This window comes from Chitinophaga sancti, from assembly GCF_034087045.1.
In the GTDB taxonomy this organism is placed as follows: Bacteria; Bacteroidota; Bacteroidia; order Chitinophagales; family Chitinophagaceae; genus Chitinophaga; species Chitinophaga sancti_B.
The window spans coordinates 2,870,724-2,885,754 of the sequence record NZ_CP139247.1 but is presented as its reverse complement, the minus strand read 5'-3'; the positions used below and the strand labels follow the sequence as shown (position 1 = coordinate 2,885,754).

General features: G+C 44.9%; 8 protein-coding genes. 2 read left to right on the top strand and 6 right to left on the bottom strand.

Annotated features, from left to right (window positions below):
- Positions 1–86: 86 nt before the first annotated feature.
- From SIO70_RS12085 to SIO70_RS12070, 4 genes are all read right to left on the bottom strand, one after another.
- Complete coding sequence (locus SIO70_RS12085) at positions 87–4,193, bottom strand: glycosyl hydrolase family 18 protein (RefSeq protein WP_320581113.1); 4,107 nt, start codon at positions 4,191–4,193, stop codon at positions 87–89.
- Positions 4,194–4,730: 537 nt separating this feature from the next.
- A complete protein-coding gene (locus SIO70_RS12080; RefSeq protein WP_320581112.1) occupies positions 4,731–7,064 on the bottom strand; it encodes an OmpA family protein in 2,334 nt (777 codons plus the stop codon).
- Between the two features lie 21 nt (positions 7,065–7,085).
- Complete coding sequence (locus tag SIO70_RS12075; RefSeq protein ID WP_320581111.1) at positions 7,086–8,096, bottom strand: type IX secretion system membrane protein PorP/SprF; 1,011 nt, start codon at positions 8,094–8,096, stop codon at positions 7,086–7,088.
- Positions 8,097–8,127: 31 nt separating this feature from the next.
- Entirely contained in the window at positions 8,128–9,855 is a 1,728-nt protein-coding gene (locus tag SIO70_RS12070; RefSeq protein ID WP_320581110.1) for a gliding motility-associated C-terminal domain-containing protein, read from the bottom strand.
- A gap of 1,350 nt (positions 9,856–11,205) precedes the next feature.
- Between SIO70_RS12070 and SIO70_RS12065 the strand changes: the two genes are divergently transcribed.
- Entirely contained in the window at positions 11,206–11,871 is a 666-nt protein-coding gene (locus tag SIO70_RS12065) for a response regulator transcription factor (RefSeq protein ID WP_083720487.1), read from the top strand.
- 152 nt (positions 11,872–12,023) lie between these two features.
- Positions 12,024–14,114: a S9 family peptidase gene (locus SIO70_RS12060; protein ID WP_320581109.1), complete on the top strand. Its 2,091-nt coding sequence runs from the start codon at positions 12,024–12,026 to the stop codon at positions 14,112–14,114.
- Positions 14,115–14,127: 13 nt separating this feature from the next.
- On the opposite strand, the gene SIO70_RS12055 is transcribed toward SIO70_RS12060, so the two are convergent.
- Together SIO70_RS12055 and SIO70_RS12050 are read right to left on the bottom strand one after the other, a co-directional pair.
- Positions 14,128–14,490, bottom strand: a complete 363-nt coding sequence (locus SIO70_RS12055; RefSeq protein ID WP_320581108.1) for a DUF4260 domain-containing protein — start codon at positions 14,488–14,490, stop codon at positions 14,128–14,130.
- A gap of 53 nt (positions 14,491–14,543) precedes the next feature.
- Positions 14,544–14,981: a carboxymuconolactone decarboxylase family protein gene (locus SIO70_RS12050; RefSeq protein ID WP_320581107.1), complete on the bottom strand. Its 438-nt coding sequence runs from the start codon at positions 14,979–14,981 to the stop codon at positions 14,544–14,546.
- Between the last annotated feature and the right edge of the window lie 50 nt (positions 14,982–15,031).

Here is a 15,031-nt window from a genome sequence, read left to right as displayed (position 1 = left end):
GTTTTTCAGAAATTAGAATTAGGAACTACGGGAATTTTAATCTCCCGTAGTTCCTAAGGATAGATGGAGCTTATCCGCTCAGTAAATTACATTTTAATCACCTTCGCAGCACCATTGCGACCTGTTTTTGCATTGGATGTTTTCAGTATCCATGTACCCTGAGGTAAACGGCTAACATCCAGTGTAATCACCTGTGCACCTTTGGCGCCAGCTACATATTCTTTTCTGATCACAGGATTGCTACCATTGATGCTCCACAGTTCTACCCAGATCTTTTCACCAGCAGCAGCGGTTAGGCTTACCTGCAGGTTGTTGCCCGTAACAGGGTTAGGGAATACGAGGATCTGATCTTTGGCAGTTGTTTCGGCAGCAACTACTGTTGTATTGGTAGTTCTTGCAGCAGAAGCTGTACAAGCACCCAGTGGTTGCCACCAGTAGTCAGCAGTACCAGGCGTAACATTGTACAGGCCATTAGCAAGGCTTACATACAGATAACCGTTGTACACTACTTTATCACCTGCGTTGTACACAGAAGGATATGGCTGGTAAGTAGCCACACCTGCACAGTTTCCGGTGCTGGTAGATCCGCTTACGGTGATGCTTACAGCAGTGCTGGTAGTAGTGTTCCCACTGTTGTCAGTAGCTTTTGCTGTGAGGGAATAAGTACCTGCAGCTACGCTGGTCCAGCTGTAAGTGTAAGGTGAAGCAGTCACAGTACCCAGCAGTGTAGAACCATTGTAGAAGGCTACGCTCGCGATAGTGCCATCAGCATCAGATGCAGCAGCGGTGATAGATACAGTAGCAGGGGCAGTATAAGAGGCACCTGCAGATGGAGAAGAGATGCTTACAGTTGGTGCAGAACCAGTACCGGTTCCACCAGAGCAATCACCTGTATATGTCCAAACCTGGCTATCGCCGGAGTGGGTATCAGGTTGTTCACCCTGTGTCCACCATTTAGCAGTATAGATCTTACTGTTATACACCACCTTGGTGCCACCGGTGTAGATACCGGTAGCAGTCCAGGCAGCGATACCGTCGCAAGTACCGCTACCTGTGCTACTTGTTACTACAATGCCAACAGCTGCAGAAGTTGTTACTGCGCCGGCGTTGTCTGTCGCCTTCGCAGTCAGTGAGTAGCTGCCTGCTGCTACACTACTCCAGGTATAGGTATAGGGACTGGTAGTAGAGGTACCCAACAGTGTAGAACCGTTATAGAATTCTACCTTGGCAATAGAACCATCGGAATCTGTAGCCGTAGCTGTAATAGTCATAGAAGCTGGTGCTGTAAATGAAGCATTGGCAGCTGGTGAAGTGATGCTTACAGATGGTGACTGATTACCGCCGGTAGTACCAAAGAAGAATGGATAATAGTTGCTGGCGAATTCTTTGTTATTCACCGCATCCCAGTTGATAGACCAGGTCATGATACCACGCAGACCGGAATAACCAGCGCTGTTACGTAAGGTATATGTACCACCATAGGACTGACCCTTTACTAAATAATTCAAAGCATTCAATACAGCTGAAGGAGCAGTGTATCCGCTACCTGCTGCACCCGGAGCCGCTGGCAGACCGAAGGCTACCTGGTCAGGACGCAATGCAGGGAATGTCTGGCTGGTACCGGAAACAGGGAAACCTGTCAACAGCATTTCTGTCATAGATACGATAAAGTCAGCTGTAGCAGAGCTATATACTTTATTATCCAGGGCAGTTACTGAACCAGTATTGTACAGCTGTGGCTGAATCCAGGACAGCTGATCTTTCAGACCATAAATGATAGGCAGGTAAGCACCTACCAGTGGAGAGTAAGTAGCACCGTAAGCAGTCTGTACATAATATGTTTCAGGCGCCATGGTCAGCAAGCAATTTTTACCCTGTGCTGTACGATAAGAGATGATTTCTTTACATGCAGCGATCAGGTTTACCACTTTCGCGGTAGTAGGCGCTGTAAAGTTATTATCCCCGTTATCCAGCTGGAGGGAAGTACCGCCTTCGATATCCAGGTCGAAACCATCGAAGTTGTAGTTGTCCAACACAGCTTTCATGCTGGAGATGAAGCTGGCTTTAGCTGTAGCAGAAGACAGCAACAGGGTTCCGTTTTCACCGCCGATAGACAGTAAAACTTTTCTACCCTGTGCCTGTAAAGTTGCAATGTCAGATTTAATTTCACTTTCAGAAGTAAGGCTTGCATCAGGAGTGAAGCTTACTGTAGCATAGTCAGTTCCGGTAGTAGCAAATGCAACTTCAATAACATTATACCTGGAATCTACATCTTTTAGACGGATGTAAGGAGCAGAAGCCAGGTTCCAGTCATGCCAGTAACCTACCAGTACCTTACCGGAAGTATTGTCAGAAGTAGAAGATTTAACGGTAACGGCGACTGCGGTAGAAGTGGTAGTAGCACCAGCATTGTCGGTAGCAACGGCAGTGATGGAATAGCTACCTGCACTTACATTGCTCCATGAATAAGTATATGGAGCAGCGGTCACAGTTGCGAGCAGCGTAGCACCATTATAGAATGCTACTTTGCTGATAGAACCATCGCTGTCAGCAGCAGAAGCTGTGATAGAGATAGATCCACCGGCAGTGTAAGAAGCGCCACCAGCAGGAGAAGTGATGCTCACGGTTGGTGACTGGTTGGTAGTACCTGTTCCGTTTGCAAATACAGCATTCAGCTTATTGACCAGCGGAGAGGTAGTAGCAGGGCAATAAATCAGTTTACCTTTTGCAGTCGTACTGCTGGTCATATTCAGCATATCGCCGAAAACCTGCCATACAATCACACCTGCCAGGCCATTGTCATTGATATATTGTGCTTTAAGGCCAATAGACTTTTCGTTGTCATAGCTAAGGAAGTAGTTGCCTTTCGTCATGTAAGGCACCTTCGCATTATCATCCCAATGATCAGTCCAGCCAGAACCGGAGCCGGTCTGCTGCAGGATGTAGCTATAATTTGGTGTACCATCCCACAGGTTCAATGCCCAGTTGGTATAGTCGGCACAGGTAGAAACAGGACCATCCGGCTGTACGGTTTCACTACGTTTGGTAGTTGCACCATTCAGCGCGGCAGTACTTGTACATACTACACCACGACCATAGAAAGGCGCACCGATGTTCACTTTAGACATGTTCACACCCAGTGCTTTCACACCTTTTACAGTAGCGTCGATAGAGAATCCGGAATATTCAGCACCCGGATAATCATACAGCGGAGCATTGTGTCCTGCAATGTTTGACCAGCCACCATTATAGTCATAGGTCATCAGGTTGAAGTAGTCCATGGATTTATTCAGGCGAGTCCAGTCGAAACCTGAAAGTTTGGAAGGAACAGCGGAGAAAGCCGCAGTGATCAGTTTACTTGAACCGATAGCAGCTCTCACAGCTTCTACGAGGGTAGCGAAGTTTGCATAGTCTGCCTGGCTGTAGTTTTCGATGTTCATACCAGGTCCGTTGGGATATTCCCAGTCGAAGTCGATACCATCAAAACCCATGTTGATCAGGTCCACGCAGTTAGCTACAAATTTAGCACGCATAGTAGCGTTAGCGGCAGTAGAAGGATAGTGCTTACACATACTCCAGCCACCGATAGAGGCCATACATTTGATGCCTTTCTGGTGACACAGGTCAATCAGACCTGGTGCGCCACCCTGTTTTGGAACGCTTAACGGAAAACTACCGGACAGACCTGTATTCACATTCGTCCAGCCACTGCCTGAATTACGGTATCCCAGTGTGTAGGCATAGCTGCCATCTGAGATATAATAAAGAGGGGCGTCCAGTTCTCCTTTGAGGAGGTACAGGTCCCAGCTGCTGTAAATATCCTCATTTATCAGAGCGGCTGGTTCCTGAACGGCGCCTACCTGGTAAATGTTTTTGTTGCGGAAGTCACCACTATGGAGGGAACCATCTTTGGCTACGCCAAAAAAGGAGAAGTTGAGGATGGTGTACTGGGAGTAGTCCACGTTCAGCTGGTTGTAGCCACCTTTGGGAACAATACCCGATACATCTTTCCAGGCATCCCATTGGGTGATATAGCCTATCACCTGTTTTTTGTGGTTTGCTGTGGTCGCGGTTACAGAAGGGCTTACCTGTGCCCTGGCCTTACCGAGGCCGGTTATTAGCAGAAGGAAAAGAATTGCATGTCTTGCATAGGTGCATAGCCATGCATTACGAAAGGTAAAGTTTACTTTCATTATCGCTGGATTTTTGTAGACGATATGGATAGGACTGTGCCACTCACATTATCTACCCTGCTGTCTGGCTGGTGGGAGGGTTCCACTCAGGCTGAAATGGCAGTAGCGGGTATAGGCACACGTCTGACTCTCTGACGGATATGCTTTATTGTAATTACAGGGCCGGGTTTTCAAGGTTTTTCGGGTGCTGTAATAATAGGGCAATAAAGCCTGTGTTTCACAGAATAGAATTATTATTTATTAATAATGCTATCGGCTTGGGTAGGTGAAGCGGTCTACCCTGGCCTGATATTTTATGTTCTTTTAATGCATATGGTTATAAAGTCACTATATAGGAGTCGGGTCATGCGGGAAATGGTACTATTGCGAATTTCTATTTTTTAAAAAAAAGAAAAATTCAGGTATTGGCGGATGCCGAAGGCAGTCGCCAATACCTGAAAAGGGGATTTCTGGCGGGCAGTCGCCGGCCAGAAATCCCCTGAAAAAAAAATCCCGGTCGGCGGGCGCCGACCGGGATTTCTCTCCTTTATGTCTATCTTAATTCTTACGTAATATTTTCAACATGGTACGTCTGCTAAACTTATACTGTTCTTCCGTACAATTTGTTCCTCCTTTACAAGGATCGTTCGGATCTTTACCAATGTTTTCATAATACAACCTGCTGCTAGCCACACCTTTCTTAATCAGGTAATCAATCACCGCATAACATCTCATTGCAGACAGATCCTTATTATAAGCATCAGAACCACGGCTATCTGTATAAGAGGTGATCTTCAGTTTCCAGTTAGGGAACTGGTTCAACACCACTGCTACCCTATCCAGCATATCCCTTGACTTAGTAGTCAGAATCGCACTGTTATAATCGTAGAAGAACATCAGTTTTTCCATCTTATCGATGATGGCGTTATCCATTTCGCTGAACTGGTCTTCTGAATAATCTGACTTCGTTTCAGGAGCGGGTTCCTTCACTGGTTCTGCCACTGGTGTGACTGGTTCTGCCACCGGCTCAGGCAATGTTGCTTTCGGCTCTGGTCTAACCGGGCGCTTAGGCGTTGATTGCCTCGCAGCTGGTTTCTTCGGATCTGCTTTTTTCACTGGTTCAGGCGCAGGCTCCTTTACTGGTGCTGCCGGTTCTGGTGCCGGAGTAGAAGGTGTTACACTTGGCTCAGTATATGGAACAGTTACCTGTTGCATTGGACTGGTCACCACAGGTTCTTCTTTTTTGGCAGGTGCAGGTGCCGGAGGTGCTGGCGTTGGTGCAGCAGGCACTGGCACAGGAACAGGCACTGGTACTACTGGTGCTGTTTTCCCTCCTTTATGGTGTTTGGAAGATTTCTCCTCTTTTTCCTTTTCTTTCTCCTTTTCCTTCTCTTTTGCCCTTTCAGATTTAGAAGACCCTTTCTTAGTTTCGGTAGTCTTTACCTCATCAGGCTTTACCACTGGTTCTGTTGCTGCAAGCACCACCGGTGCTGGTTCATTGGTTACAGGAGGGGCCTGGTAAGGCGCCATACCACCATCGCCATTAAAACGTTCAGCAAAGTGAGTATCCATGAAACGATAGATATCATCACTACCACCACCACCAGGACGGTTAGAGGCGAAGTAGCCTTCATACATATTCGCTTTCATGATGAAACCCAGGTCATCTCCACCGGAGTTAAACGGCCAGCGCAGGTTCTGCAGCTTGGTCCAGTTGCTACCGGTACCAGTTGCACGGTAAATATCGAAACCACCCATACCCGGATGTCCTTTACTGGAGAAGTACAACATACCCGCTTCGTTAAAAGTAGGGAATGCTTCGTCAAACGGTGTATTGATAATAGGACCACAGTTTTTAGGCTTGCCCCATTTACCATTCTTTTGTTTCTCACTATACCAGATATCCATTCCACCCACACTACCTTTTCTGTCAGAAGTGAAATACATCAGCTGACCATCACGGCTCAGGGCTACGTGACCGGAAGAAAAGCCTGCTGCATTGATTTCTTTCAGCGGTTCCAGCGGCGCCCAGGAGTCACCTGTTTTATAAGACCAGAACACGACCATAACACGCTCACCGTTTACAGGGCCACGCTTTGTCTTATTCGCAATATCCTGCTGCCAGGAGTTCAGTGTTACGTAGACAGTATCTTCTCTTGGATTAAAACATACAGGGCCGACGTGATAAGGTATCTTGCCCAATAGCTCTGGTAATATCTCTTCTACATATGTATTAGCAACACCCTGTGCATACTGTTTAAAGAGGTATGCTTTAAAATAGGGTTGCCCTGTGCGCGTATCAATCTGCGGTGTTTTTTCCGGAGCATTGGAAATTGCCATTTTCCGGTAACCGTTTGATACGAGCAAAAGCCCCTGCCTGGTTACACCACTTACGTAGTCGGAACCGGAGGAACTCAATTCTTTAATATCTTCCATCGCCATATCGACACGATCTGCTTTCCACATAATGGCGCTATCACATCCTGCGCTCATTACATTTTTTAATCGTAAACTATCCGGCTTGGTAGTGACAAATTTTGCTATCTGTACTTTTGCCTGCTCATATTTCTGCAGGTTCTTTAGTGTCTCTCCATATACCAGATGTGCAACGTTAGGACAGTTAGGTAAGGCATCAAGTTTTTTGAACCAGTTAGCAGCTTCTTCATAGTAGCCAACTTCGCGGTAACACATTGCTATTTTTTGCAGCAACTCGATGTTAGTCTTATTACGGTTCTTATTTGCCAGTTTCGAATATAAGGAGCCGGCTGTGGCAAATTCCTGCCTGTCGTAAGCCTCGTCAGCCAATTCACGTACACTCTTAGATTCCTGTCCAAAGAGTGTGACAGGGACGACTAAAAGTGCACATAATAAAATTGCGTAACAACGTAGCATATTAATTCGATGATCTTAAGATTAAAAATACCGGGGATTGGAAGTACTGTATTGCTTAGAATTAAATAGGATGCCGATTGAAATTTCATGGCTGCCGCTTTGCATGCCAGCCAATTTATTTAAAGTCATATCATAGGAATAGCCGATACGGTATTTGCTCGTAATGTAGTACTCTAATATAGCACTTGCTGCGTTGGTAGATTCCACTGCTGTAGCAGTAGTAATCGCTTTGTTTGTAAACACGCCTACGTTAGTTCTGTAAGATCCCCCGATCCACAGCAGATTATCGATGTACATCATCAGGTTCAGGTCTAAACCTGCAGGACCTGCGAAATCACTCTTAAACATAACAGAAGGTTTCAGTGAAACCTGTTCCGACAGGCTGTACATATAACCTGCAGTCAGGTAAACAGATTGTCTTCTGCGAATACTTTCATATGTATATCCTCTCCATTTATAACCACTGCTGGTAAATTTTGAAAAGAGGTCCAGTGCAGATACACCGAAATAAAAGGTAGGAGAATAATAGTAAACACCTACACGGGCATCAGGAGTTGTTTCCTTTGCAGTACCATCAGGGATGATACGGTCACCGGAATCCAGGTATTCGAGCGTAGTACCATCCAGACTATACTGGGTAGCACCCACACCGATACCGAAGCAGATACGTTTAGTATCTTCATCATCCAGGCGGATACGGTAAGAATAAGATCCATAGATGGAGATAGCGCTCTGTGGGCCCAGTTTATCTACCATGGCCTGCACACCCAAACCAACATTTGCATCTCTGTTTGGGCGCTTCAGCGGACCATCGAGTGAAACCATACCTGTTTTAGGTGCACCAGGATATCCACTCCACTGATCGCGGAAGGTTGCATTCAGATACATTACATCTTTATAACCGGCATACGCAGGGTTTACAGACAGGCCATTAAAGATATACTGGCTGAACTGAACACTTTGTTGTGCCTTGGCGCCTGCTCCCAGACAAAGTAATAATACTACAGTAAACCAATTTTTTCTTGTGTACATATTTGCACTTTTAGAAATACAGTTCATTCAATTATCTAATAATCATGACCCACCCCTTGTAGGTTGTATAAGTGTCAACACCGCCGGTGGTATTGTGTAATTCAATTCTATAGAAATAAGTTCCTTCTGCTAGTCCTGTTCCTTTCCAGTCGTTCTGATAGTTATTGGAGTAATAAATCTGCGCACCCCAGCGGTTGAAGATATACAGCTTGGAGTCCGGGTATTCATCAAGGTTTCTGATGTAGAAGTAATCATTCTTACCGTCACCATTTGGCGTTACCACATTACTTACAAACAGACCCGGCTTGCCACCCTGAACGGTTATACTTGTAATTGTTTTGCCTTCACAACCACTTTCATTCGGGTCACAGTTCATTGTATTCTTGATAGTATCACCGTTGTTAACAGTTGCAGTACTTGTAATCGCTGAATACGCAGTCAGATCTTCATCAGCAGTTACAGTATAACGTACATAACTGATGGCGCCTGCTACCAGGTTACTCACTGTCCAGTAGACAGTTTGAGTTTCAGTATTCAATGGGTGAGTAGCACCATCATAACCTTGTGTATAGGTAGTACCTGATGGAACAACCACGTTGATCTGTACCTGTGGGATAGTAACACTACCGGTATTGCGCGTGTATATATAATATGTCAGTACATCACCGGAGCTTACGTATGTGCTGGCATTTTCATTCAGTACGATCATCCATGTATCGAAACTGGATGATTTGGAAATGGTATTGGAAGTAGAGGCGTTTGAGTTGGAAGCAGTATTCGGATTGCTGGCGTCGCCTGTTGCAGCGGGATAAGTTGCAATCTTTCCTTTACCATTGCCATTGTCTACATAAGCAGTGTTGGTAATGGCAGAGGCACCGGTGAGGTCAGTAGAAACTTTGACCCGATATGCTTTCGTTACATCTGCACTATTTACGGGCAGACTTGCAATGGTCCAGGTAACCAGGCCATTCGCATCAGCAGTAACAGAATTGTCTGCATCTACGAAAGTGGTATAAGCAGGCACATATGCATAGATAACCACGTTACTCAGGTCTATAGACCCCTTGTTGCGTACGTGTACAGTATAAGTGAGCACGTCGCCGGCAGTCACAGTAGTGGTAGGAGATACACTGAGCCATGAAACAGAGTTAGCCCCATTATCTACAGGTGTAGAGAGTGCAGGCCAGGTAGTGTAAGTACCACCCATAGTACCTGGAGTTGGCAACAGACCATTTCCATCTCCTGCATCTACATAGGCAGTATTTTTAATGTACGCAACACCTGTCAGATTGGAACCTACAGTCACCGTCAGATTTACGTAGGAGCTATTACCTGCTGCGATACTGGCGATTGTCCAGGTAATCTTGCCATTAGCATCTGGTGTTACACTGCTGGTAGCACCATAAAAAGAGGTGTTTGCAGGCAGCGTATCGACTACGGTCACATTCGTGAGGGCGGTAGTACCATTGTTCTGTACATAAATAGAATAGGTGATGTTGTTACCACTGGCATATGAGTTATCTGCTCCAGTTGGGGAACCAGCGGCGGTTATCCATGTAGAAACAGTACCTGCTGTGGGGCGGCCGCTATGGGAAGCTACATTCGTAGCGCTGGCTGGAGTCCAGGCCAGACCTGCAATAAGCAGCATCAGGGCCAGAAAATAATCTGAGATTTTTTTGGCGCCAGTGTGAATCAGGCCTACTCGTTGCTGCCTGAAAAATGGCAGGGTAAAACGAGCGGAATTGTAATGTTTGCGCATAGGCATAGGATTACTATAAACTAGTGGTAAGTTTCGAATATTTGTCCCAATGATTTGCTGAGTTACATGCACCTACTTTGCTCCCTCTCCTTATTATATATATAATGTACCCGCACAGGTCTGAGGCGGTAAGTGGGCGCCCTCAGCAACTCGTTCAGAGCGGTCCAGATCTGATATAATGCAGCGTTTATCATTGGTTATGGTTTTTTGACTATAAAATCCCGATTGTCAAGGATATAGTTAATTCGAATATAAAAATATCTATATTTATTGATAAAACAATATTTTTTAGAAAATTAATACCCCACAAATACTACCATTTGGTTATTATAAATCAAACTATTACAAATTTATTCACTCTTCATACCTGGCAGCTCCCATCCAAAAATCAGCTCTTCATTTCCAATTAATGAGTAGTACTCACCTTCCCCCTTTGGCCTCATATGTACTCTCCGCAAAGGATTTATGGAAATCTTAATATGTTCTCCTCTATAGTTTTTCAGATAGCCATAAGAGTAAGTTCGATTCTGTTTTCAGATCGTGTTTATACAAAATTTGACTCATTAGAAAATGCGTACAATGTGGATAACTTTTTTTAAGCCCAGGAGGATTTAAAAGAACACCCTTTTTTAATATGATATTATTTTAACATGTTTTTATAATTACAGATCATCCACTGAGAACTTTAAAAATTAGTATATTTACTAATGCATTTGTGGCCCGCTTATTTGTTAATGAACTGGTTTATAAGCAAATGGTCCAATTTCTGTACAGTAGATGACGGCTGTGTTCCCATAGCAACATGAAGATGAGGAAGGTTACATATAAAATAAGGCCCGGTGTACCTATGGTAAACCAGGCCAGTAAGTGGTTATAAGGATATTGGTGTGTTTAATCTGATACCCCGTCAAAGTTGGCAAATCAAGCTGGAAGCGGGATTTCTTTTCATTTTTTCATCGTTTAAAATGAGTATCAGCACATCTATTTTTGAGTACTAGCGCTTATTTTACAGGTATGCGATAGTATTCCTTGAAGCCACACCCGTTATTTCATACATATTTACGCAGAAGAAAGACCACTCCCATATCTTTTTAGAAAGAAACCTGACTATATCAACTGATGGAGGCAGATCCGACAGGCACTAAAAAAGCCCGTTTCTATCTGCATATCACCGGAGGTAAAAACTTAATATTAACCAAGTAAAAGATGTATACGATTACACCGTTTTTTCCTGGCGTTATGCGCTATCAAGACTCAGTTCCTGTCCCCATTTATTTACCCAGGCATGAGCAGGCAAATCTTTGAAGTTTCGCCTGTTAAATTTTTCATACCTGTATATCAACTTTTCTAATGAACACTGCAGTCTATAAAATATTACTTGTAGATGAAGACCAGGTATTTGTAAGGCAAACGCGGCAGTTACTTGTATCACAATCATATGACACATACACAGCCGCGTCAGAGGAAGAAGGGATCATCATCTGTCAGAACCATCAACCAGACCTTATCATTTGTGGTGCCCACTTACGCGGTACCGGAGGCCACCATTTTATTATGGCCCTCAGAAATGATCCGGCTTATGATCACATCCCGCTCATATTTATCAGCTTGCGGGATAACCGACAGGAGATGCGTATGGCCATGAACCTCGGCGCCGACGATTACCTGGCCAGACCCTTCAGGAAACGGGACCTGCTCCTCAGCATCCGCTCCCGACTGGGTCGCTTCGCCAAATTTAACCACGTCAGACCTCCTGAAGAAACCAGCACCGTCTCTCTGGCCAATCCCAACACTGCTCAGCAAACTTTGTATCACAGATTGGGTAAGGCAGAAAACAGAATCATTAAAATGATCGCTGAAGGTAAAAGTACCAGGCAAATGGCTGACGAACTGGGTGTGTCTATCCGCACAATCGAGAATCATCGCTACAGAATTGCCGGAAAACTAGGTGTTTCCGGTCGTAACGCACTCACCGAATTCGTGATCAGGAACATTATCCAGCAACAAAAATCTTAATTCCACTGTAATTGGTTTTTGCTTAATCATTGCAGGTCCAACTAAATATCGCTGATGTATCTTGCTTCAGCGATGTTTAGCTGCATTTTTTAAAAATTGACATTATCTTAGTCCCACCACCATCCTACCCACCATTGTAAACCAGATAATGCATGTGCAAACCATCTTTACTAACAGCTTTTTATTTATGCTTCGCCTCCATGGCCTATGGCCAACATTATACCATGGAAGCCGTTACCGCTTACCCCTTTCCTTCTGAACTTACTGCTTCGGCACAGGGTTCCAGAGTGGCATGGGCTGTAAATGAACAGGGAAAAAGAAATGTTTATGTGGCCATCGGGCCCGACTTTTCTCCCCGCAAACTCAGCAACTATACACAGGATGATGGACAGGAGATCACCAGCCTCTCCATATCTGACAATGGTAAATGGGTCGTGTATAGCCGTGGCGGCGATCATAGTGGCAGAGACGGTTTCAACCCTGTCAATCCTGCACATGATCCTATACCTCCAAAAACTGAGATCTGGTCTGTTCCATTTGATGGCGGTCCTGCCAAAGTATTGTCGGAGGGGGATTTTCCAGCCTTGTCACCTCACAGTGACAGTGTTGCCTTTGTAAAAGGTGGGATGGTATACATCGTAGCCGTCGATGGCTCTGCACCTGCAAGGGTTTTATTCAGTATCAAAGGTACCAGTAGCTCGCTCGAATGGTCGCCCGATGGTAGCAAACTCGCTTTTGTATCTGATCGTAGTGGTCATAGTTTTATTGGTGTTTATACAAATCCTACCACTTCTATTCAATGGATCTCACCCGGGTTTTCACAGGATAATTCACCCCGCTGGTCGCCGGATGGGCAACAGATTGCCTTTGTCCGCACACCGGGTACCGGCGGTGCTACAGATTCTATCCTGCCCCGGCGTCATAAACCATGGGAAATAAGAACGGCCAGGATCAGTGACGGGAATTCTACGTTATTGTGGAAAGCACCTACTACATTAAGTGGATCTTTTCCTACTACCGATGGCGGGACCAACCTACACTGGGGAGCTAATAACCGGGTAACTTTCCTGTCTTATCATGATGGATGGCCTCATCTCTATTCCATTCCAGGTACTGGTGGCACCCCGCTTTTACTCACTCCCGGCGACTTTATGTGCGAACAGATCTCGCTGACGGCCGATAAAAAATGGCTGGTGTTTAGTGCGAACAATGGCCCCTCTCCACAGGATATAGACCGGCGCCACATAGCCCGGGTACCGGTTGATAAAGCCGCCATGGAAATGCTCACTACCGGTGATGGCATTGAAACTTATCCTGTCGTAACAGGCGATGCACAAACCGTGATCCTATTTACTTCCAATGCACAGCAACCGCTGCTCGCCGCAAAGATGCCTTTTGGAAAGGGGAAACCAGCATTGATAGGCGCCTCTCTTCTTCCTTCAGATTTTCCATCTGCAAAACTGGTTACACCTACACAGGTGATCTTCAAAGCACCTGATGGAACACCTGTTCATGCCCAATTATATCAACCTGCAGGTGGCCCTGCCAGGAAGCCAGCCATTGTATATGTACATGGCGGACCTCAACGCCAGATGGTATTAGGCTGGCACTGGATGGATTATTATTCTATTGATTATGCTTTAAATCAATACCTCGTAGATAATGGTTTCATTGTTTTGGCCATCAATTACAGGTTGGGGATTGGTTATGGCTATGAGTTTCATAAACCCGCCAGTGCAGGGGTATTAGGTGCTTCCGAATACCAGGATGTGAAAGCTGCAGGAGAATGGCTGGCGGCACAATCGCAGGTAGATACTAAAAGAATTGGTATTTATGGCGGTTCTTATGGTGGCTTCCTCACGGCCCATGCACTAGGCAGGGACTCAAAATTATTTGCAGCCGGCGTAGATATTCATGGGGTACATAACCGGATGCAATTCTCCCCACCGCCTACGGCTACCCCTGCACCAGATGCTGATACTGCAGAGAAAGTAGCATGGCAATCATCGCCTGTTGCACATGTTGATACATGGACATCTCCTGTGTTATTGATTCATGCAGATGATGACAGAAATGTAAACTTCAATCAAAGTATCGATCTCATTAATAGGTTGGAACAAAAAGGTGTGCATTACGAAACACTGAGTATTCCAGATGATACACATCACTGGATGAAATACAGCAATGAAGTCAAGATTAATAAAGCCGCGGCTGAATTCTTAATAAGGCAGCTTGGTAAATAATGGAAAACGCCCCTTACATGGGGCGTTTTCCTATCTTTCCTAAATGTGTATCTGCAAATCCTGTTACATACTTTAACCCATACCCAAACACCCTATCCATCGAAGAATGCGCAAAAAGTATAATTCCTGCAAACAACCAAAACTCACTATGCAACATCCATCCTAAACAATAGATCACAAATGCTACTGCCCGGTGATGTACAAAGTTATATACATATGCGCCTGCTTTTGGCCCTGCCAGGTATGCTAACATAGATAAGTCAGGCAACAACAGACAAGCGGGGAATAGCCACCAGATGTAGGCCGACTGTAGATGGAATGATACAAGCGCAATGAAAAAGAATGCGACTTCTTCGAGGGTGATGAGTGTTTTCATCTATAAATTTAAGCTAATTCCTGTAGGATATTCGTTGGGATTTCTACGTTTCATCACGCAGGCTGCATATTAGTCGCTATTCCTATTCTGTTCCAACTATTTATCACTATCGTCGCCATGATCACCTGGGCAATCGTCTGGTCATCTAATACCTTTGCTGCCGCTGTATACGTTTCATCCTTTACATGACCTTTACTAATTTCCGTTACTTCCTCTACCAGTGCCAATATAGCTCTTTCTTCTGCTGTAAAAAAAGGAGTTTCCCTCCACGCTGATAATGTATAAATCCTTTGCTCTGTCTCGCCTAACTTTCTTGCATCTTTTGTATGCATATCCAGACAATACGCGCAACCATTAATTTGTGATGTTCTTATCTTTATCAACTCGCGTTGAATAGGTGTCAACTTTGTACCATGTACATATTTCTCAAAAGCCATCATCACTTTGTAAGCTTCAGGTTCTACTTTACTAATGTCAATTCTGTTTTGCATGTCAATTTGTTTTTGTTGTTGACACAAAGTTGGGGTAGAATTGCCCTTGA